Annotated in this window: 19 protein-coding genes; 14 read left to right on the forward strand and 5 right to left on the reverse strand. The window is 63.4% G+C overall.

The genetic code is table 11. The features are described from left to right. The 3 genes from A39O_RS0129565 to A39O_RS0129575 all read right to left on the reverse strand — a co-directional run. Positions 1-190: transposase (locus tag A39O_RS0129565; protein WP_020508262.1), on the reverse strand; the 190-nt coding region annotated here is incomplete at its 3' end. A 60-nt stretch (positions 191-250) separates the two neighbouring features. Then, positions 251-1303, reverse strand: coding sequence for a CHASE domain-containing protein (locus tag A39O_RS0129570; RefSeq protein WP_020508263.1), 1053 nt, complete (start codon positions 1301-1303; stop codon positions 251-253). 233 nt (positions 1304-1536) lie between these two features. Further along, entirely contained in the window at positions 1537-2631 is a 1095-nt protein-coding gene (locus A39O_RS0129575; protein ID WP_169338512.1) for a calcium:proton antiporter, read from the reverse strand. 593 nt (positions 2632-3224) lie between these two features. On the opposite strand from A39O_RS0129575, the gene A39O_RS0129580 reads away from it, so the two are divergent. The 7 genes from A39O_RS0129580 (at position 3225) to A39O_RS0129615 (ending at position 10123) form a co-directional block, all read left to right on the forward strand. Then, positions 3225-4535: a C1 family peptidase gene (locus A39O_RS0129580; protein WP_020508265.1), complete on the forward strand. Its 1311-nt coding sequence runs from the start codon at positions 3225-3227 to the stop codon at positions 4533-4535. Between the two features lie 80 nt (positions 4536-4615). Next, positions 4616-5923: a hypothetical protein gene (locus A39O_RS0129585; protein ID WP_020508266.1), complete on the forward strand. Its 1308-nt coding sequence runs from the start codon at positions 4616-4618 to the stop codon at positions 5921-5923. Between the two features lie 537 nt (positions 5924-6460). Next, positions 6461-6790 carry a phosphoribosyl-ATP diphosphatase gene (locus tag A39O_RS0129590; RefSeq protein WP_020508267.1) on the forward strand — a complete coding sequence of 110 codons (330 nt, stop codon included), beginning with the start codon at positions 6461-6463 and terminating at the stop codon, positions 6788-6790. Positions 6791-7158: 368 nt separating this feature from the next. After that, positions 7159-7437, forward strand: coding sequence for a twin-arginine translocase TatA/TatE family subunit (gene tatA / locus A39O_RS35780; protein WP_040529127.1), 279 nt, complete (start codon positions 7159-7161; stop codon positions 7435-7437). A 23-nt stretch (positions 7438-7460) separates the two neighbouring features. Continuing rightward, positions 7461-7805, forward strand: a complete 345-nt coding sequence (gene tatB, locus A39O_RS0129605) for a Sec-independent protein translocase protein TatB (protein ID WP_020508270.1) — start codon at positions 7461-7463, stop codon at positions 7803-7805. Positions 7806-7912: 107 nt separating this feature from the next. Beyond that, on the forward strand, positions 7913-9073 hold the full coding sequence (gene tatC, locus A39O_RS0129610; protein ID WP_020508271.1) for a twin-arginine translocase subunit TatC: 1161 nt from the start codon (positions 7913-7915) through the stop codon (positions 9071-9073). A 72-nt stretch (positions 9074-9145) separates the two neighbouring features. Next, positions 9146-10123, forward strand: coding sequence for a LysR family transcriptional regulator (locus A39O_RS0129615; RefSeq protein ID WP_020508272.1), 978 nt, complete (start codon positions 9146-9148; stop codon positions 10121-10123). 31 nt (positions 10124-10154) lie between these two features. Here A39O_RS0129615 and A39O_RS0129620 read toward each other — a convergent pair whose 3' ends face one another. Further along, complete coding sequence (locus A39O_RS0129620; protein ID WP_020508273.1) at positions 10155-11324, reverse strand: cation:proton antiporter domain-containing protein; 1170 nt, start codon at positions 11322-11324, stop codon at positions 10155-10157. A gap of 435 nt (positions 11325-11759) precedes the next feature. Between A39O_RS0129620 and A39O_RS35785 the strand changes: the two genes are divergently transcribed. Then, entirely contained in the window at positions 11760-12149 is a 390-nt protein-coding gene (locus A39O_RS35785) for a helix-turn-helix domain-containing protein (RefSeq protein WP_040529126.1), read from the forward strand. A 467-nt stretch (positions 12150-12616) separates the two neighbouring features. Here A39O_RS35785 and A39O_RS0129630 read toward each other — a convergent pair whose 3' ends face one another. Beyond that, the gene (locus A39O_RS0129630; protein ID WP_020508275.1) at positions 12617-13066 is read right to left on the reverse strand and encodes a cache domain-containing protein; all 450 of its coding nucleotides are present in this window, start codon (positions 13064-13066) and stop codon (positions 12617-12619) included. A gap of 483 nt (positions 13067-13549) precedes the next feature. Between A39O_RS0129630 and urtA the strand changes: the two genes are divergently transcribed. From urtA to urtE, 6 genes are all read left to right on the forward strand, one after another. After that, positions 13550-14851, forward strand: coding sequence for an urea ABC transporter substrate-binding protein (urtA, locus tag A39O_RS0129635; protein ID WP_020508276.1), 1302 nt, complete (start codon positions 13550-13552; stop codon positions 14849-14851). Between the two features lie 9 nt (positions 14852-14860). Then, on the forward strand, positions 14861-16486 hold the full coding sequence (gene urtB / locus A39O_RS0129640) for an urea ABC transporter permease subunit UrtB (RefSeq protein WP_245562015.1): 1626 nt from the start codon (positions 14861-14863) through the stop codon (positions 16484-16486). A 204-nt stretch (positions 16487-16690) separates the two neighbouring features. Continuing rightward, positions 16691-17776, forward strand: coding sequence for an urea ABC transporter permease subunit UrtC (gene urtC / locus A39O_RS0129650; protein ID WP_020508278.1), 1086 nt, complete (start codon positions 16691-16693; stop codon positions 17774-17776). Beyond that, positions 17776-18585: an urea ABC transporter ATP-binding protein UrtD gene (gene urtD, locus A39O_RS0129655; protein WP_020508279.1), complete on the forward strand. Its 810-nt coding sequence runs from the start codon at positions 17776-17778 to the stop codon at positions 18583-18585. Before urtC ends, urtD begins: the two co-directional genes overlap by 1 nt. 3 nt (positions 18586-18588) lie before the next feature. Continuing rightward, positions 18589-19041, forward strand: a complete 453-nt coding sequence (locus A39O_RS0129660) for a DUF29 domain-containing protein (protein ID WP_020508280.1) — start codon at positions 18589-18591, stop codon at positions 19039-19041. Next, positions 19035-19730 (forward strand): urea ABC transporter ATP-binding subunit UrtE, encoded by a 696-nt coding sequence (gene urtE, locus A39O_RS0129665; protein WP_020508281.1) that lies wholly within the window; start codon positions 19035-19037, stop codon positions 19728-19730. Before A39O_RS0129660 ends, urtE begins: the two co-directional genes overlap by 7 nt. Positions 19731-21334: the final 1604 nt, after the last annotated feature.

A 21334-nucleotide genomic window follows, 5' to 3' on the forward strand; every position in this document is an offset into this window, starting at 1 on the left:
GACGTCCACGCTTGGTTTCAAACAGCGTCCCGGCCTGCTCCAGGATCTCCTTTTTCCACTGCCCCACCTGGACCGGATGGACTCCATGCTCCTGTCCGATCTCGTTCGTCGTTTTGACCCCGCGGATCGCCTCCAGGCCGACTTTGGCCTTGAAGGATGCCGTGTACGTCTTGCGCTTCGCTTCGCCCATTATGATATGCCCCTTTTGGTTCGACGCGAGCTTAAATTACTGTCCGGTTTTCAGGGTCCACTATAACTCCTCGGCGAGCTGGACGGCGCGTAAACGCGAGCGCATCAGGGCCTGGAGCAGACCGGCCACCAGCAGGCTGATGAGGCCACCGCCGGTGGCCACCAAGAGCACGGGAAGGGTACGGCTGGGGGAAGGATACCCGGGCGGACGGGCGACAGAGAGGGTCCAGCGGTGTCCATTGAAGTCCAGGGGCAGGGTCGTCGCGCGAGGCGCCGCAGGATCGTTCGCGGCCCCGGCGGGGCGGCTGTCATAGAGCAGGGTCTCCGGGGCGATCCGATCCCCGTCATAGATGGCCAGTTCTGCACTCTGACTGTCGTACCGATCCTCCCCGCCGAGGATGCCCTGCATGAGATCCGTCATCCGGTAAGGACTGTAGACCCAACCCAGCAGGGCCGTCCGGCGCTGCGCGTCGGTGCCGGTGGGCAGGCCAGGCTGGTAGACCGGAACATACATGAGGGTACCGGCCTGGATATCTTCCGCTGTCTCCTGAACCAGGCGGACCTTCCCCGACAGTGCGGCCACGTCCTCATCCCGGGCCTGCTCCATGGCGGCCTGGCGCACCGGCTCGGACAGCATGTCGTAGCCGAAGGCTCGCAGGTTGCGGCCGCTGAAGGGCTCCAAGTAGACGATCGAGGAGTAGACCGGCCGGTCTCCCTCCGGCCAGACGCGATACTCCGCAAACCCCTCGGCGCGGATCGCCTCCTGGTGCGCCTCGAGCCCGTTTGGCGGGATCAGCAGAGCGAAGCCGACCCCCTGGATGCCGGGCAGGTTGAGACTGACCTTGCTCTGCTCGACGAAGGTCCGCCACTGTGCGCGCGTGACTGGAGACGCGGTGGCGAAGAAGGCTGCGCCGCTGCGCAGGACTTGGGCATGAGCATGCAGCCGGGTGCGGACCTTCGCGGCGATCTCGTTGCCGACCAGCTCGAGTTCGCGGCGGTCTGTGGTCTGCGCGTCGGATCGCATCTCGAGTGTCGCGACCAGCGTCAGGAGGACTCCGCTCCCGAGCGTGATCCAGTTCCACCAAACGGGACGAACTGCAGTCACCGGCGTCATGGTCGGAGTCCTCTTCGGGTCCGGGTCTCCCTACTACTCTACGCCTGGACGTGCCTGGTTGTCTCAGGCACCGCGTCTGGTCGATAGACGCGCTTGAAGTCCACTGATGCGCATCGCCCCGACCCCCAAGCCTTTGCTTACGATCGTGCTGCGGCCTGACCGGATCATCGGCGAACAGGCGCGAAGGGCCGATTCTTAACCGCAACCTGTCTGCACCTGAGCAAATCCAGCGGTCAGGGCACAGCGGTCAACAGCACAAAAATACCGAAGATGACCAGATGCACACCACCCTGCAGGATCGTCGTGCGGCCGGTGGCGAAGGTGATGGTGCTGATAAAGAGGGTCAGCAGGAGCAGGGCGGTGGACTCGGGCGGGAGCCCCAGGACCAAGGGCACGTCGAGATAGAGCGAGACGGCGCCGACGATCGGGATGGTCAGCCCGATGCTCGCCAGGGCGGAACCCAAAGAGGCGTTGAGGCTGGTTTGCAGGCGGTTGCGCCGGGCGGCCTTGACGGCGGTCAGCCCCTCGGGCAGCAGCACCACCATGGCGATCACCACGCCCACGACGGTCTGCGGGAGTCCGGCCTGTGCGACCGCGGCTTCGACGGCCGGCGAGAGTGCCTTGGCCAGCAGAATCACGACCACCAGGCTGACCGTCAGAAAGAGTGCGCTGATGAGGGTGCTGCGGTTGGTCGGCGGCGCGCCGTGCAGGGTCGCCCCGTCATCGATCAGGAAATCCTCACGATGGCGGAAGGTCTGCACGTAAACGAACAACGCGTAAAGCGACAGCGCGGCGATGTCCACGAACAGCAACTGGCTGGAAGCGAAAGTGGGCCCGGCAGTCGTTCGGGTCACGTTCGGGAGCACGAATGCCATGATCGCGAGCGTCGCAATCACGCTCAGGATGGCCGCCGCGCCCTGGACGCGGAACGCCTGTTCGAAGTGGCGGGCGGAGCCCATGACCAGACACAGCCCGACGATTCCGTTGAGCACGATCATGACCACGGAGAAGACTGTATCGCGCGCCACCGTGTCGCTGCCCGCGGCGCCGGCGATCATCAGCGCGATAATCAGGCCCACCTCGATGGTCGTGATGGCCAGCGCCAGGAGGATGGAGCCGAAGGGCTCGCCGATCCGCACCGCCAGCACCTCCGCATGGTGCACCGCTGCGAACACCGCGCCGCCCAGCAAGGCCACCGCCGCGACGATGAAGAGCGCACTGCCGGGGGCCGCCAGTCCGCCGGCCTTGGCACCGACAAGCATGGCGCCGCCCAGCGGGGCCGCCCACTGCCACCAGGCTAAACGGTTCCAGTCGTGTTCGGGGGTCATCATGCAGTCTCACCAAGGTGGGTGGTATAGCGTTCGCACCTGATATCCGGACAGACTTTCGTGTAGGGGCGGGTTTGAAACCCGCCCCTACGTCCGGTAATCACGTCCGAAGGCGATATCAAGGGGCAGCGTGACGTGTCGGGCGCACACCCGAACCGAGCGCAGGTCTGTCACCGCCACCGCGACGCTCGAGGATGGGCAGCGCGCTCGCGCTCTGCCCATCCTACCGAAAGGCCCGGCCCAAACAAACCACATCACTTGCGATCACACCCAGCGCGAGCAAGACCTCCTGCGATCTCTCTCGACACCTTGGTGCCGGGCGCGGTCTTTTTCCGCGCGCCCAGCGCGGCCGTGGTCTTCGGCCAGGTCAAAGCGGTGCGCTCTCGTGGACTGGTCATTTCCACTTTCGCTCGCTGTTGTGAATTGGGTCACGGATCGCCTCTCGCCTTTGGGCTAATAGACTTCTCAGGCTGGAATCCGAAGCCTGGGGCAAGCGGCGCCAAGCCGCTTGGATGACACCGCCGGGATCCGCCAACCCGGCGGCTGCGATGGCGCAGTTGCCAGGCACGCACAACACGCGAAGGAGTCGAACGATGAGCAAGCCGACCGCCATGTCCACCGCCTGGACAGGATTGCTGCTGGCCGCCCTGGCCTTGCCGTACGGTCCGTCTGCCGCCGCTCCCCAGGATGCGGATTCATCCGGCCTGGGCCGCGACTGTCGTGCCGTCGATGCCGCGGTGATCGACGATCAAGACCCCGCGGTCTTGTTTCGCGGTCCCGCCCGACGGCCGCTCACACCGGAAGAGGCCGATCGCATTATCGCGGAGGTCACCGGGATCATCGCGCGTTCGCCCTCCGCGCCCCCGTCCAGGCTGCTGGGAACCAGGCTGCCGAAATCGGTGGACCTGCGCGACGAACTACCCCCGGTCGCCATACAGGGGGATGGAGGGTCGAATTTATGTGTCACCTTTGCCACGGGCTACTACCAGGCGACCCAATCACTGAAGCATTTCAGACATCCCGCCTGGGACCTGAAAAACCCGGAACACCAGGTCAGCGTCGCTTTTCTCGCCAGTCAGGGGGGACAAGGCATGACTGCATACGTTTATGAGGTACTCCGCGAACAAGGCGCTGTCGACACCGCCGAGATGCCATTCGACTCGAAAATTCCTGTTGCCGGCAACCAACCTACTCCCGACCAATTTGAAGCGGCGAAACCCTATCGGATCGGCCCCTCCGCCACGCTGTGGAATAATGGCGGAGGATCCCACAATAAACCGTTTGATAATCCCATCGAGAACGCCAGGGCTTGGCTGGCGGACGGATTCGTGCTGAGTTGTAGCGTCGACCCCGACGCAAAATATGGGTTCCCGGGCGGCTGCGTCCCTCCAGTCGCCTTTTTCGATCCCCCTACGCAATCCAACTTCTGGCCCGGACACAGAGTGGCCTTGGTTGGCTACCACGACCAGATCCATCCTGCCGGACAAGGGGCGGAGCATCGGGGCGGCTTTCTGATGGTGAACAGCCATGGACCTAGATGGAACGGCGACATGAACGGCTATCTGTGGCTGAGCTACGCCTATGTGCGCCGGTACGTCGGCGACTGCTCGATCATGGTACCGGGCGGACCCGCGATCCCGGAGGTCACCGGATACACCCATGGCAACCAAGAAGGCCAGCCAACGGTGATCATCACGGGCACGAACTTCGGCAGCCTGCGGCGATTGGCCGGGGTGGAGTTCAACGGCGTGGCGGCCGGGAAGGTCTGGCGCTTTACCAACGACGCCATCGAGGTGACACCGCAGTCGCCCATCAAGGCCGGCCCGCTGGTCGTTTACAACTGGGAAGGCACCCGCGGTAAGGCCATCCGCTTCACACCGCCCCGCATCAGCACCCGCAAGTGACGGCCGTGGCCGCGCGCCCAGACCGGGCGTTCTGCCTGAGGCATCCGCCAGATACGCACAATCCGCGAAGGAGCCCGATAATGAAACAACCCGCCGTCCTGTCCATCGCCCAGACCGGACTGCTGTTGGCCGCCCTGGCCTGGTCAGCCGGTCAGACGGCAGCCGCGGACATCCCGGTCGCCGACCTGTCTGGTCTCGACCCGAGTGCAACCGGTGCCGCGGTGATCGACGATCAAGACCCCGGACCCCTCAGCCGGCCGCTGTCGCCGCAGGAGGCCCAAAGGATACTGGACGAAGTCACGCGGATCATCGACCGCTCGCCCTACGCCCCCCCCTCCAGGCGGCTCGGGACCCGGCTGCCGAAGGCCGTGGACCTGCGCGGTGAGTTGCCCCCCGTCGCCGACCGGGGTGACTTGGGCGTGTCAACCTCCGTCATCTTTGCCACCGCCTACTACCAGATGTCGCAGTCGCTGAAACATTTCAGACACCCCGCATGGAACCTGAACAACCCGGAGCATCAGGGCAGCGTCGCCTTTGTCCGCGCGATGCAAAGGGCCGGCGGCCCCGACGATGTCTATCAGATCCTCCAGAACGATGGCACGGTCGACCGGGCCGAGATGCCCTACAACCCGCTGGGACCGATCGTCGAACCGACTGCCAACCAGCTTGAAATGGCGCTGCCCTATCGCATCAGCCGCCACGCGGCCCTGTGGGATAACGGCGATGCCATCCCCACCAGGCCGTATGACAACCCGACCGAGAACGCCAAGGCCTGGCTGGCGGACGGATTCGTACTGAGTTGTCGCCTCGACCCCCGCAGCCACCCCGGTTTCCCGGGCGACACCAACCCGCCGGCCCGCTATTTCGATCCCGCCACGCAACCGGGCATCGATCCAAGCTTCGGGGTCGCACTCGTCGGCTACCACGATCAGATCAACCCCTCCGGACGCGGGGCGGAGCATCGGGGCGGCTTCCTGATGGTGAGCTCACGTGGGCCGAGATGGAATGGCGCCATGCACGGGTATCTGTGGCTGAGCTACGCCTATGTGCGCCGGTACGTCCGCGACTGTTCGATCATGGTCCCCGGTGGACCCGATACCCCCGTCGTCACGGGATACACCTATAGCGAACAACCGGTTGCAGGAGGGGGTACCGTTCCGACGATCATCATCACCGGGAGGAACTTCGGCTACTATCGGCGGGCGGCCGATGTGGAAGTCAGGGACGTGGGGGCGGCCGACACGGTCTTTAGGTTCACCAACGAATCCATTGAGGTGGAAGTAGAATCGTGCCTCAAGGCCGGCCCGCTGGTTGTCTACAATTGGGAAGGCACCCCCAGCAACGCACTATGGTACAAACCGCTCATCCCTAAGAGCCCCAGCGAATAATGGCCGCGGCGGCGCGCCCAGACCGGGCATGTCGGCGCCGCGTTACCTGACCAGCCGAACCAGACGCGTGATGCCCGCGGGGGTGATCAACGAGGCCCCGCCGGGCGATCATGCACCGCACTCAGGCCCAGCAGGTCGCTGGGGTCCGCGCAGCGTTCAGTCTACCCCCGTTGCTGCGCGATCTCGGTGGTCGGCGGTGAAGGTCCGCATGCCGTAGAACTGCCGCCGTGCAGTTTCGGATGGCGGCAGTTGGTCATCCCAGAAGCAGCAGTGCGCACACAAAGACACTAAGATCACAAAGATACTCAACGCGATCAGTTGGTCTAGCGGGTCACCCGCGCGGTGATCGGCCCAACGTTTCCAGTGATCTGTTTTTCTTCGTGTTCTTTGTGTCTTTGCGTGAGCAATTGCCGAATTTAGCCCATCCGGCCATCGCGACGCTGAAGGATGGGCATCGCCCACCATCTCGCGCCCGAACGCGGATGCGGTTAGACTTCCCGCTGGTCAGCAGTCAGCTCCCGCCGGTAGCGTTCCGCCATGTCCGATATCCTCGCCCGCCTCGCCGATGTCCTGGAGGCCCGCAAGCAGGCGGACCCGGATTCCTCCTATGTCGCCAAGTTGTATGCCAAGGGTCCGGATGCGATCCTGAAGAAGATCGGTGAGGAGGCGACCGAGACGGTGATGGCGGCCAAGGACGGGGTGGCGGAGAAGATCGTCTACGAGGTGGCGGATCTCTGGTTTCACTGCATGGTGCTGCTGGCACAGCGGGGCCTGCGGCCGGAATTAGTGCTGGCTGAGCTGGAGCGGCGTTTCGGGCTGTCCGGGATCGATGAGAAGGCCAGCCGCGCGTCCCCCGGCGCGGACTGACAGCAATTCTAAATTTGGGCAGCATCGCGCAGCCCCCCTGGTGGATGCGGCGCGCACGACCGGCGTGCCGGGTCCCTGACACCGAGCGGCGCGCCTTATCCACCCTACAGCGGGCCGGTGTTGTAGGGTGGATAAGCGCAGCGCATCCACCATCAGCCTCGCTGCCGGCACGCTGTCGGCGGGCAGCTACCCGAAATTGGAACTGCTGGCGGACTGACGGCACAGGGTCGATTGGGTTAAGATCACGGCCTGGCCGCGGCGGGTAAGTTGATCTGCTCGCCGGCCGGAGAACACATCGGGGCCTGCGCCCGCGGCGCGGCCCATCACAGTCATGTCGCTGTCGCGTGGGCGGCGGTGCGGAGAGCAATATGGGACTCGGCGGTATCAGCATCTGGCAACTCCTGATCATCCTGGTGATCGTCCTCCTGATTTTCGGAACCAAGCGGCTGAAGGGCATCGGCGGGGATCTGGGTAACGCGATCAAGAGCTTCCGCAGCGCTATGGGGGGCAACGACAAGGAGGATGAGGCGGACCCGAAGCAACTCGATCAGGACCCGGCGCGGCGGACAGTGGATACCGATCCGGCGCGGGCGGCAACGACGGCGCCCGGCGCCGCGGCGCAGCCGACCGATCGGTCCAAGTCCTGAACGATCACGCCTAGACTCGCGTCATGTTCGACATCGGCTTCTGGGAGTTGGTCCTGGTCGGCGTGGTCGCCCTGGTGGTGATCGGCCCCGAACGTCTGCCCAAGGCGGCGCGGATGGCCGGGCTCTGGGTCGGCCGGGCGCGGCGCACCCTGTCCTCCGTCAAGGAGGAGATCGATCGCGAGTTCAAAGCCCAGGAACTGCAGGATATCCTGAAGAAGCAGGCGCGCAGCAACCCGCTGGAGACGCTGATCGAAGAACCGCGGCCGGCGGCCCGGTCCAAGCCCGCTGACGTCACGCCAACGCCGGCCCAGATTCCGGCGGTTGCGGCCGAGACCGCCAAGCCCAATGCGGATCAGGCGGTCGGATGAGGCAGCGCCCACGGGCGCCGGCTCACCGGCTCATCCGCTCAGCCTGCCCGCCCGACGGTCTTGCGGGCCGGCCGGGCCGGGCCTAAAGATTCGCCCCGAGACCCCTTATGGCCCCGTCCATTGAGCCCGATGAACCGGGCGCCGAACAGCCCTTCATCTCCCACCTGATCGAGTTGCGTGATCGGCTGATCCGCATGCTGATCGGCGTCGGCATCGCCTTGCTGGTGACCTTTCCCTTCGCCAACGACATCTACACCTACGTGGCCGCCCCGCTCATCGCCAAGTTGCCGGAGGGCAGCACGATGATCGCCACCCAGGTGATCTCGCCGTTCCTGACGCCCTTCAAATTGGCGCTCGTGGCGGCGGTGTTTCTCGCTATGCCCTATCTGCTTTACCAACTGTGGGCGTTCATCGCGCCCGGGTTGTACCGCCATGAGAAACGCCTGGCGGTGCCGCTGCTGGCCTCCAGCGTCGTGCTCTTTTATGTCGGGATGGCCTTTGCCTATTTCCTGGTGTTTCCGCTGATCTTCGGGTTCATGGCCGCGACCACTCCGGAAGGGGTGTCGATGATGACCGACATCTCGGCTTACCTGGATTTCGTACTCGCCCTTTTTTTCGCCTTCGGCATCGCCTTCGAGGTCCCGATCGCCACCATTCTGCTGGTCGTGACCGGTCTGACGACGCCCGATGCCCTGGCGGAGAAACGTCCTTACGTGATCGTCGGGGCCTTTGTGATCGGCATGCTCCTGACCCCGCCGGATGTCTTCTCGCAGACGCTGCTGGCCGTGCCGATGTGGCTGCTGTTCGAATTGGGGGTCTTCGCCTCACGCATTCTGGTGCGTGAGCGGGCGGCGCGCGAGGCGGCGGAGGCCGCCTTGGTCCCGCCGGTGCCGCCTGACGGGGCCGGGGGCGGGGGTCGGGCCGGCACCGCGGCGCCCCCGGTCGTCCCTACGGGCGGCTCCGGCGGCGGCCTGGAGGTCGGCCGCGAGTTGGAACCGGGCGATCCGGATGATCCGACGCGCTGGAGTCCGCTCACCGACGAGGAGATGGAGACCGAGTTGGACCTGGAGGATGCCGAAGCGGCCCGAACCGCGCCGCCGCGGGCCCGGATCGATCCGATCGAGGACAAGATCAACCGGGCCAACCGCCTGCGCGAGCTCGATAACCCATTGGCTGCTCGTCAGATTCTCTATCAGGTTCTGGAAGAGGGTGACGCGTCTCAACGGCAGGTGGCGCGCAATATCCTCAGTCAGATCGATGAAACCTAGCGTATTGCTTTTCTCAATGGACAGCATCGGTTAGTATCAGGTTCACCACCACAGGACACGATAGGATGAACCATGGGCTCCGGATCGCAGATCCACTATAAGCAAAACCGCTTAAAGCAACTGCGGGCATTTTGTCATGCGGCGCGCACCGGCAGCGTCAGCGCCGCGGCCGACAAGATCTTTCTCAGCCAGCCGACCGTCTCGCTCCAGATACAGGCGCTGGAGCGCGAGTTCGATACCGTGCTCTTCGAGCGGCGCGGACCCAAGATTCGTCTTACGCCCGAGGGTCAACTCCTCTTCCAGATGGCGGAACCGCTGGTCGAGGGCATGGATCGGCTGCACGACGCCTTCGCCATCCAGTGCGGGCGGGTCGATCAGGGCGTGCTGAATATCGCCGCCGGTGAATCGACCATCCTCTATATCCTCCCGGAACCGGTGCGTACCTTCGTGGCGCAATACCCCGGCATCGAATTGAAGCTCCACAATGTGACCGGGCGTGATGGGCTCGCCATGTTGCGCTCGGATGCGGCTGACCTGGCGGTGGGCTCGATGCTGGAGGTTCCGGACGACATCAACTACCGCCCCTTCGTGACCTACCGGCCGACCCTGATTACGCCGCTCGATCACCCGCTGGCCAAGCTGGAGAAGGTCGCCCTCGAGGATATCGCGCCCTTCGGGCTGATTTTGCCGCCCCGGCATCTGAGCACCTGGCGCATGGTCGATCTGGTCTTCAAGCAGCACAATCTCGCCTACCGTGTGACCCTGGAGGCCGGCGGCTGGGAAGTCATCAAGAAATACGTCGCGCTGGGGCAGGGGATCTCGATTGTCACCGACGTTTGTTTGACCGGGGACGAACGGCTCGCCCGGATGCCGCTGGATCAGTATTTCCCCAAGCGCAGCTACGGCATCGTGCAGCGCCGCGGCAAGTTCCTCTCACCGCAGACCAAGTGCTTCGTGAAGATTCTCGACAAGGCCTTTGCCGATCACGTGGTGGAGCCGCAGCAGCGCACCGTCGGTGAGGCCGAGTGGGATGACGCGATGCTTGGCTAGGCATGCTTGGCCAGGCTCGCTTGCCTGGCGCTCAATCCCGGCGCAGCGCGTCCGAGATGCCGATGGGAGTCGGAAAACGCAGAACCACCAGATAGGACGAGACCAGGAAGGTCAGGATGGTGGCCAACTGCAGGCTGTAGGCCGCCCGCGCGCTCAGGCTGCCGGTGGTCAGTGCCAGCGCGGCGATGAGCAGTGAGAACTCGCTCATCTGGCCGAGCCGGAAGCCGATCTCCCAGGCGCGGGCCGAGGGTTCGCCGGTACGGACCAGCAGCAGGCGAAAGATGGCCGGTTTGAGCAGGAGCGCGGCCGTCGCGAGGAATAGGGCCGGCACCAGCACGTCGGGGGCCATCGCCAGGTTGAACTGCACCCCCACGCCGAAGAAGAAGAGCACCAGGAAGAAATCCCGTAACGGACGCAGGCTCTCGGCAATATAGAGCGCGATGGGACTGGAGGCCATCGCCACCCCGGCGATGAAGGCCCCGATCTCATGGGAGAGACCCAGTACGCCGGCCAGTTCGGCCATCCCCAGACACCAGCCGATCGCGATCAGAAAGATGTACTCGCGGAAGGTGTCATAGCGGCGGATCAGTGGGATCAGGACGTAGCGTGCGGTGAGTCCGGCGAAAATGGCCAACCCCGGTAGGGTCAGCATGAGCAGGGCGATTTTGATCCAGGGGGTGGCTCCCGTCCCGGCACCCTGGAGCAGCAACAGCAGGGCGATGGCGAGCAGGTCCTGCAGCAGGAGGATGCTGATGATCACCTCGCCCATGCGCTGATGATGCAGTACGGTGGTCGGCAGCAGCTTCAGACCGATGATGGTGCTGGAGAAGCCGAGAGCACCACCGAGGATCAGCGACTCCAGCGGCGTGAAACCGGCCAAGAGACCAATGGTGCCGCCGATGATGAGCAGCAGCAGCGCGCTGCCCAAGGTCACCAGGGTGGTGCGGCGCAGGCTGCGCGCCAGATCCTGAGGGGTCAGGTCGAGTCCGAGGAGGAACAGCAAGAACATGATGCCGACCTGAGCGGATTCCGAGACCAGGCGGGCGTCGGCGACCAGACCGAGACCCCAGGGTCCGAAGAGAATACCGAGCCCGATATAGGCGACCAGGAGCGACTGCCGGGCCGCAAGCGCGGCGGTGGCCAGGACCGCGGCGCCGGTGAAGACCAGGAAAAAGGTAAAGACGATCGGGTTCTGAATCATGGTTTACTCGAGTCCGCCCGCGAGGCCTGCCCCCTGGGTCTGGAATCCCGCGGCGATGATCCCACGATTGAGGAGCCAGGTGGAGCGATAAGACCAATTGTGTGCTGTGTTACGGGTCCGTGACGAGTAACAGCCGTTCGTCTGCCCATTCGTCAGGGTCATCTGAAATCCTTCGCAGAAATGTACACAATGCCACCGTGAATGCCTGTCCCAGGCAGCGGTTCCGTTCCCCTGCATTTGTAATAATCGTGTACCACATGAGCAACCTGCTTGTTTATCCTTTTCCACTGCACCTGTCATCACAGGTCGGACACCGGCGAACGCTGGGCGCGAAGGACAGCAGCGATGCCAAAGCGTGGCGGGTTGTCCGATCGGCGTTGCGGGGCCTCACGGCGTGGTCGTGAGTCACCACTACGAGTTGTCTAACCTGTATCCATGGACCTAACGAAAAAAATCGGCCAACGCCTCCGTGCTGCACGCCAAGCGCAGGGCTTGAGCCTCTCTGAGTTGTCGAGCCGTACCGGCTCGCTGTCCAAGTCACGGATCAGCAACTATGAGCAGGGAATCCGCCGGATGGGGCTTGAAGAGGCCCAGGAACTGGCGCTGGCCTTGGGCACTGTGACACCGATCTATCTGATGTGTCTGGATGACACGGATCCCCTGTCCAAGGATGAGCGCGAACTGGTCGAGCGCTATCGCAATACCGACGTGCGCGGGCGGGATACCATCCTGAAAGCGGCGGAGGGACAAGCCGTTTACCGGGTCGAAACGTCGCCGGTTGCGGTCGATGGGGAAGGCCTCGCGGGGTCGGCGGAGGGCGGATAGAGGAACCTTACACAACAAGTTTTACCGATGCGATCACTTGTTGTGTTTACATTGGCTGGCGTATCGGCACTCTTGTGGGCTGCACGCCAGCCGTTCGAACTTCGCCGTGTTCCGGCGCGCGCGTTTTTAGTGCGACGATCATCGCGGATTACTGCTCAACAAACCGGTGATTCGCTTGCGCGTCGTGTGTTGATGGTCGACCGCGCACCGGCTCGGACACCCGCACGGTGCCGTTTCCGGGCTTACGAATAAATCGGCTTCAGTCGCGAGCCCCTTGGGGCTCGTGCGTTTGGGTCAATCTGACGGCTGACGAGCGCATCTTATAGTAGGGGCGGGTTTCAAACCCGCCCCTACACGAAGGTCTGTCTGGATATCAGGTGCGAACGCTATAGAACCCGGTGCGGCCTGGATCAGGCTGCCGGCCGCTCGCGACGAGGGCGCCTCCCTGCGCCGTGCTCGCGGATTCCTTACTTATAAGCGCCGACCCCGCAGAAGAAGCCTTCCTTGTTAGCCATCACGTAGCTCGTCTTGGCGCGGATCTCCTCGGTGCCCGGATAGGGCCACTTGTAGTCCACCCAGCCTTCCTTCGAGGCCTTGACGGTGGCGATCATGTTCTTGAACAGTTCATCCCCGTACTTCTTGAAGTCGAGCAGATTCTTGCCGACCAGTTCCGGCTTGGTGGCATGGGAGAGCATCACGCCGTCCATGTCCATGCAGAAGACATACAGATCCTTCTTTTTGAAGTCGCCGTCGGCGGAGAAGGCCGCAAAGGCCTTATCCTTGCCCATCGTGTTGACGGCCGCCTGAGCCTGCTGGGACATGGCCTTGGCCTCGTCCGGGGTGGCCATGTCGGCGGCGGCAGCAAGGCCGGCGAACAGCATCCCGGAGGTGGCGATTGCGATCAGGGTCTTTTTCATGCGATGTCTCCTCGTTCGTGTTGTGGTGAAGCGTGCTGAAGATAGCTGAACCCGCGGACGGGCGCCAGTGTGTTCGCAGGTAGTGCTTGCCGAAAGCGCGATCTGCCCCGAATTGGATCGTATCCGGGCAAAAGTCTCGGAGATGAGCACCGTGATGGTGCGTCTGTCCTGCGGTGCGCGATCAGCGTTTCGCTATGCCTGCGAATCCCCTGACCCCGAAAACGGCAGTTCTCACACAAAGACACTAAGATCACAAAGATTTTCAACGCGATAGTTGGTCTGGCAGGTCAACCGCGCGGTGATTGGTCTGACGTTCTCACTGATTTGTTTTTCTTGGTGTTCTTTGTGTCTTTGTGTGAACAATCACCTAATTTGGGCTGACCGGCGTCGGATCCGCGTGATGGCCTGAGGATTGCTGCACCTTTGCCGGCGGCATCCGTACGCCGCGAACTTTCAACACTCACTCGTTCGGAGTCAACTCTTATGCGGAAGCGCGACTTGATCAAGCGGTTGGTACTGGGTTCAGGCCTGGCTCTGGGATTGTCCGCGGTCCTCCCGGCGACTGCCGCCGACGACACCATCAAGGTCGGGGTCCTCCACTCGTTGTCCGGAACCATGGCCATCAGCGAGACCACGCTCAAGGATACGGTGCTGATGCTGGTCGAGGAGCAGAACAAGAAAGGCGGTTTGCTCGGCAAGAAGCTGGAGGCGGTGGTCGTCGATCCGGCGTCCAACTGGCCCTTGTTTGCCGAGAAGGCGCGTGAACTGATCGCCAAGGATAAGGTAGCGGCGGTCTTCGGGTGCTGGACCTCGGTGTCGCGTAAATCGGTCCTGCCGGTCTTCGAGGAACTCAACGGGTTGCTGTTCTACCCGGTGCAGTACGAGGGTGAGGAATCTTCAAAGAATGTCTTCTATACCGGCGCCGCGCCCAACCAGCAGGCGATTCCGGCGGTGGACTATCTGATGAACGACCTGGGCGTCAAGCGCTGGGTCCTGGCGGGTACCGACTATGTCTACCCGCGAACCACCAATAAGATCCTCGAAGCCTACCTGAAGCAGAAGGGCGTGGCAGCCGAGGACATCATGATCAACTACACGCCGTTCGGTCACTCCGACTGGCAGTCGATCGTCGCCGACATCAAGAAGTTTGGCGGCGCCGGCAAGAAGACTGCAGTGGTCTCCACCATCAACGGCGATGCCAATGTTCCCTTCTATAAGGAACTGGGCAACCAGGGGGTGTCTGCCGAAGATATCCCGGTGGTCGCCTTCTCGGTGGGTGAGGAGGAACTCTCCGGGATCGACACCAAGCCGCTGGTCGGGCACCTGGCCGCCTGGAACTATTTCATGAGCGTCGACACGCCGGAGAACGCCGCGTTCATCAAGCAGTGGCACGCCTTCATCAAGGACCCGAAACGCGTCACCAATGACCCGATGGAGGCTCACAAGATCGGGTTTGACCTCTGGGTGAAGGCCGTCGAGAAGGCCGGCAGCACCGCGACCGACAAGGTGGTGAAGGCCATCGTCGGCCTGGAGACACCCAACCTCACCGGCGGCATCGCCAAGATGCTGCCCAATCACCATATCACCAAGCCGGTGCTGATCGGTGAGATCCAGGATGATGGTCAGTTTGCCGTGGTCTGGCAGACCGAGGGCACGGTCCCGGGCGATGCCTGGTCCGACTTTCTGCCGGGCTCCAAGGATCTGGAAGGCGATTGGACAGCGCCGATCAATTGCGGCAACTACAACACCAAGACCAAGACCTGCTTGGGTTCCGCGGCCAAGTAATCCATGGGTATGACGCCGTCACGCCGCCGCCGCCCACACCTCGCCGGCGCATTCTTCTGCATGATCCTGGCCGGGATGACCTGGTGGGGAACGGCGGCGGCGGGCGCTTTGGAGGAGGCCCTGCCGGGACTGGCGGACCGCGCCTTCCCGGCCAAGCAGCAGGCCGTGCAGGCGCTGGCCGCGACCGGCGACAGCCGGGCCTTGCCGATCCTGGAGGCCCTGCTCGCGGGGGACCTCTACACGCGCGAGGCCGCCGACCCGCCGCTGGTTCTGGCGCGGCCCTCCGCCGCCGGCCTGCGCCTCTCAGACCCGCTTACCGGGGTAGATTTGGGTGAGGTCGAGCGGGCCACGGTCAAGAAGATTCCGCTGAATAACGCGCTGCGCACCGCCCTGCGCGGCGGCATCGCCGCCCTGACGCTCAGCAGCCCGGACCCGGCGGTGCGCAGCCGCGCGGCCAAGGACCTGATGCGTGACCCGAGCCCCGAGTCCGTCACGGCGCTGCGCGCCCGCCTGGAACAGGAACAGGACGCCGCGGTGCGCACGACCCTGGTGCTGGCGGTGGCGGTAGCGGACCTGCGCGTCGGGACGCCCGAGGCACGGCTGGCGGCCGTTGCGACCCTGGAGGGCAGTCTCTACCCGGAGGCCCGCAACGGCCTGACGACACTCATCGCCAATGAAACCGACGCGGATGTGAAAGCCGCCGCCGAGCGTGCGCTGACCGCGATCGACGCCCGCCTGACCTGGAATGCGCGGGCCGAGACCTTGTTCTTCGGGTTGAGTCTGGGCTCGGTCCTGGTGCTCGCCGCCATCGGCCTCGCCATCACCTTCGGGGTCATGGGCGTGATCAACATGGCTCACGGCGAGTTGATGATGCTCGGGGCCTATACCACCTATCTGGTTCAGCAGGCGCTGCCGGGTTGGGTCGATTACTCGCTGTTCGTCGCCATCCCGGCGGCCTTCATCGTGTCCGGACTTTTTGGCATCGCCATCGAGCGAACGGTCATCCGCTTCCTCTATGGCCGGCCCCTGGAGACCCTGCTGGCGACCTTCGGGATCAGCCTGATCCTGCAACAACTGGTGCGGACCACCATCTCGGCGCAAAACGTGGCGGTCGAGAATCCGTCCTGGATGAGCGGCTCGCTGCAGATCAATCCGGCGCTGGCGCTGACCTACAACCGGCTCTATATCCTGGCGTTCGCGTTGCTGGTCTTCGTCGCCCTCCTGCTGATTCTCAAGCGCACTGCCCTGGGGCTGCAGGTCCGGGCGGTGTCCCAGAATCGGGCGATGGCACGTGCCATGGGGGTGCGCTCCGCGCGCGTGGATGCGTTGACCTTCGGCCTTGGCGCCGGCATCGCCGGAGTCGCCGGGGTCGCGCTGTCTCAACTCACCAATGTCGGACCCAACATGGGCCAGGCTTACATCATCGACTCCTTCATGGTGGTGGTGTTCGGCGGGGTCGGGAACCTCTGGGGCACCCTGATCGGCGGGATGACACTGGGCGTCGCCAACAAGTTCATGGAACCCTGGGCGGGCGCGGTCCTCGCGAAGATTCTGGTGCTGGTATTCATCATCTTGTTCATCCAGAAACGTCCGCGCGGGCTCTTTCCGCAGCGCGGCCGGGCGGCTGACGGATGAGGCGATGAACAGCAAGATCAACCATCTACCGCGTAACCGGTTTTCGGCCTCGATCAAGATTCCGGCCACTTGCGCTCGCCGGGTGCGTAGTCAGGCCATCCTGGCCTGACACGGTCAGGGCTGGAAGCCCTGACGACGCACGCCGCTGGCCGGGATGACGATCAAGGTCCGCTTTTCTTTCTCCAACGACTCGGACACACCCGCATGGGCATAGTCAAGGCACTCAAAGGCGATACCGGCGGCCAAGTCATGCTGGCCGTGCTGCTGGTGGTGACGCTGGTGGTCCCGGTGTTGAATCTGGCGGTGCCGGAGACGAGCTTCTGGCACGTTTCAACCTATACGGTGACGCTGCTCGGCAAGTATCTGACCTATGCGTTGCTCGCCGTGGCGGTCGACCTGGTTTGGGGTTATCTGGGGATCCTCAGCCTGGGGCATGGTGCCTTCTTTGCACTGGGCGGCTATGCCATGGGCATGTATCTGATGCGTCAGATCGGTGATCGCGGCGTCTATGGTGATCCGATCCTGCCCGACTTCATGGTCTTTTTGAACTGGAAAGAACTGCCCTGGTTCTGGAACGGTTTCGACATGTTCTGGTTTGCCGCGCTGATGGCCATTCTGGTCCCCGGCGTGCTGGCCTATGTCTTCGGCTATCTCGCGTTCCGCTCACGGGTGACCGGTGTCTATCTCTCCATTATCACCCAGGCCCTGACCTATGCCTTGATGCTCGCCTTCTTCCGCAATGAGATGGGATTCGGCGGGAACAATGGGCTGACCGATTTCAAGGAGTTGCTGGGGTTCGATCTGCAAAGCGACGGCACCCGCGCCGGGCTCTTCATGGCGTCCGCGGCAGCGCTTGCACTCGGCTATCTGGCCTGTCGGATGATTGTCACCTCCCGCCTGGGACGGGTGGCGGTGGCGATTCGCGACGCCGAGTCGCGTACGCGGTTCATCGGCTATCGGGTGGAACGGGTCAAGGTGGCGATCTTCGCCTTCTCGGCCATGCTGGCGGGGGTGGCCGGGGCGCTCTATGTGCCGCAGGTGGGGATCATCAATCCGGGTGAGTTCTCACCGCTCAACTCCATTGAGCTGGTGATCTGGGTGGCCGTCGGCGGCCGCGCGACCCTCTACGGCGCCGTGGTCGGTGCCCTGATGGTCAATTACGGCAAGAGCACCTTCACGGCCATGTTCCCGGAAGCCTGGCTGTTCGCCCTGGGCGCACTCTTCGTGCTGGTCACACTGCTGCTGCCCCGCGGGATCGCGGGCTGGCTGCCCGCGCGGAGGGCCGGCTGATGGGCGGGCAAGTTGAACGCTGGCAATATCTTAACCCCGGCAAGACCCTGGCCGAGACCCTGGATATCTCGCATACGACCCTGCTCTATGTGGAAGGGGTGACGGTGAGCTTCGACGGGTTCCGCGCCCTGAACGACCTGTCATTCTATGTCGATGTCGGCGAACTGCGGTGCGTGATCGGACCTAATGGCGCGGGTAAGACCACCATGATGGACGTCATCACCGGCAAGACCAGGCCGGACGCGGGCTATGTCTTCTTCGGTCAGAGCATCAATCTGCTGGAATTGGATGAGCCGCGCATCGCGCAGGCCGGGATCGGGCGCAAATTTCAGAAACCCACGGTCTTCGAGCAGCATCAGGTCTATGAGAACCTGGAGTTGGCGATGGCCGGCGACAAGCGGGTCTGGCCGACCTTGACGGCCCGGCTCTCCGGTGCGCAGCGCGACCGGATCGACGAGGTGCTGGGGATCATCGGGCTGCGGGATCACGCCTGGCGCCCGGCCGGGGCACTCTCCCACGGTCAGAAGCAGTGGCTGGAGATCGGCATGCTGCTGATGCAGGACCCGCTGCTGCTGCTGGTGGATGAGCCGGTGGCCGGGATGACTCACCAGGAAATGGACCGCACGGCCGAGTTGCTGCTGTCCCTGGAGGGCAAGCACTCGGTGGTCGTGGTGGAGCATGATATGGACTTCGTGCGCTCGATCGCCAAACGGGTGACCGTGTTGCATCAGGGGTCGGTGTTGGCGGAGGGGTCGATGGACGAGGTCCAGCATGACCCGCGGGTGGTGGAAGTCTATCTTGGGGAGTGATGCGTGAGCGCCGAGTACGATCAAGATCTGGTTGCCTGGTCGCGCGAGCAGGGGCAGTTGCTGCGCATGGGCCGCTTCGCCCAGCTCGATATCGCCCATCTGGCAGAGGAGATCGAAGACTTGGGAAAACGGGAGCGGCGGGCGCTGGTCAGTCGGTTGGCCGTCTTGCTGGGGCACCTGCTGAAATGGCGATACCAGCCGGACTATCCCTATCGCAAGTCCTGGCGCGCGACCATCAACACCCAGCGCCGTGCAGTCGCCAAGCTCCTGGACGAGAATCCGAGTCTGCGGGGGCAGGTTGATCTATTGATCGCCGAAGCTTACCCCGATGCGCTGGACCTGGCGGTCGCTGAGACGCCCTTCGAGTACGAACACTTTCCGGTCATTTGTCCCTGGACTATCGAGCAAATCCTCACGGCCTATTGGCCGGACGCCGAGGCCGCACCCTCATGTTGACGATCAGCGGACTGAATCAATTCTACGGTCAGAGCCATACTCTCTGGGATCTGACTATCGCGATCCCGGCCGGTCAATGCACCTGTGTGATGGGCCGCAACGGGGTCGGCAAGACGACCCTGATGCAATGCATCATGGGCCTGTTGCCGCTGCGCTCCGGGGTCATGGACTATCTGGGGCAGGACCTGGCCCGACTGCCCGCCGAGCGGCGGGCCGAATTGGGGCTGGGCTTTGTCCCCCAAGGTCGGCAGATCTTCCCATTGCTGACCGTGGAGGAGAATCTGCGCATCGGGCTGCCGGCCCGGCGCGATGGTTTGCGTCAGGTGCCGGGCTATATCTATGAACTCTTCCCGGTCTTGAAACAGATGCTTGGCCGCCGCGGGGGTGACCTCTCCGGTGGTCAACAGCAGCAGCTTGCCATCGGCCGCGCGCTGGTGATCGATCCCAAGCTCCTCATCCTGGACGAACCGACCGAGGGCATTCAGCCCAACATTGTGCATGAAATCGGCGACATCATTCGCCGTCTGATCGGCGAATTCGGACTTACCGTCATTCTGGTGGAACAAAAGCTACCTTTTGCCCGCCGGGTGGCCGATCGTTTCGTGATCCTCGATCGGGGCCGACTGGTCGCCGATGGAGGCATCGCCGACTTGGGTGACGATCTGGTCAGGCAGTACCTGACCGTGTGATGACCGACATTTCAGGCGACGAACTTCGTACCACGCGAGCTCAACCTCCGGGGACTGGGGCGACGCGACCGGAGGTCGACGCTTAAGGCCGTAGGTGCGGGTTTTAAACCCGACCCTACACGAAGGCCTGTTTGGATCTCAGGTGCGAACGCTATAAACATCCACCCGTAGGGGGTGCCTTTAGGGTCCCCCTGTAGGGGCGACTTCAGTCGCCACTTCAAATCTGCAGATCGTTTCCCAAAACTCAGTTGACCTTGAAAGTCACGCGGCGACCCTGTGGGAGCGGCGTCCCGCCGCGACGGCCTGAACCCGTCGCCGCGGCATTAAAGGTGTCCGCGGCACCGCATCGCGGCGGGACGCCCACCGGGAACAGTCCTGTTACGGCGTGGCAGATCTCCAGCCCGTAGGGTCCGCTGCGCGGACCGACAACCGCTCCGATCGCGAGACGACCAACCGCATGACCAAGGCCCCAAATCCGCGACAAGCCGTTGGTGTACCCGCCGGTCTGGCGCCTCCCTTTGGCGTTCCGCCCTACGCTGCCACGTGTCGCACCCCGACCCCCAGCAACGCATCCACCGGACTTTGCACCGCCGAGNCGCCGCGCTGCAACACATGGGTGTAAATCTGCGTCGTGGTGACATCCATAACTGTAAAAATAGACAGTCCACGCAGAAAAGGCAAGCCCGTTCCGCCCAGCGGGAACGCACCCGACGGCTGACCATCATCGTCGCGTCGGCCGTAGCAGCGACTTCCAGCCGCGTCAAAGCCACGCGCTTGGTCATGCTGGCCGGTTGGAGTCCAAGGCTTCAGCCTTGGATCGGGCAGGCCAAGGCTCTGGTCGGAACGATGATCGATGCGCGCCTGAACGACGCCAGGCCGAGCGCGGCCCCCTGTCGATGCCTCCGAAACACCCTGACAAACCTTCGGAAAAGATGTTACAGAATATTGTTTTATTACTCTTTTTATTGCCTTTGCTACAGCAGCACCGGTCGGTTTATGCGGACCGGTTCGGGCGTTATGAGGCAAGATCGCCTCATAGCGCGTAATCGGTGCGAGTCTGAGCGCGGCCTCCCTGCCGGTGCCTCTAAACACCCTGAGCATTCGTCGAGAAAGGCACTTCATACGATGGTATTTTCTGCCTTTCTCTTGTGAGAACCACGCGGGCATCCCCCGGTTTATGCGGTGTACCTTCGATCCGTTCGTGGGATATGAGGCAATCTTGCCTCATATCGCACGAACGGTGCAGCGAGGAACTGCGCGCAAGCGCTTGACACTCTGAAAAAATCCTGATCCAATCCTAAAAAGGCGACGAGTTATGGGGTAGTTCGTCTGCCGAAATCTAGTTGGACTAATCCGCTCCGCGGGGCCTACCGCGGCCATCCCATAGCGCCATTGAATCGCGAACAACGCGCGGATATCCCCAGCCGCCCCGCGGTTGACCTCCAGCCCCGCCCCGTCGCCCATCGTCCACACTTTTAACGGCCCACTCCGGGTCGTTAACAGAGAACCGGACGATGACTCCCTTACGTGAGCAGATGATCACCGCCATGCAGATGCATGGCTTCTCGCCGCGCACCCACGAAAGTTACCTGGCCGCGGTCCGA

Origin of the sequence: Lamprocystis purpurea DSM 4197, assembly GCF_000379525.1 — a bacterium.
In the GTDB taxonomy this organism is placed as follows: Bacteria; Pseudomonadota; Gammaproteobacteria; order Chromatiales; family Chromatiaceae; genus Thiodictyon; species Thiodictyon purpureum.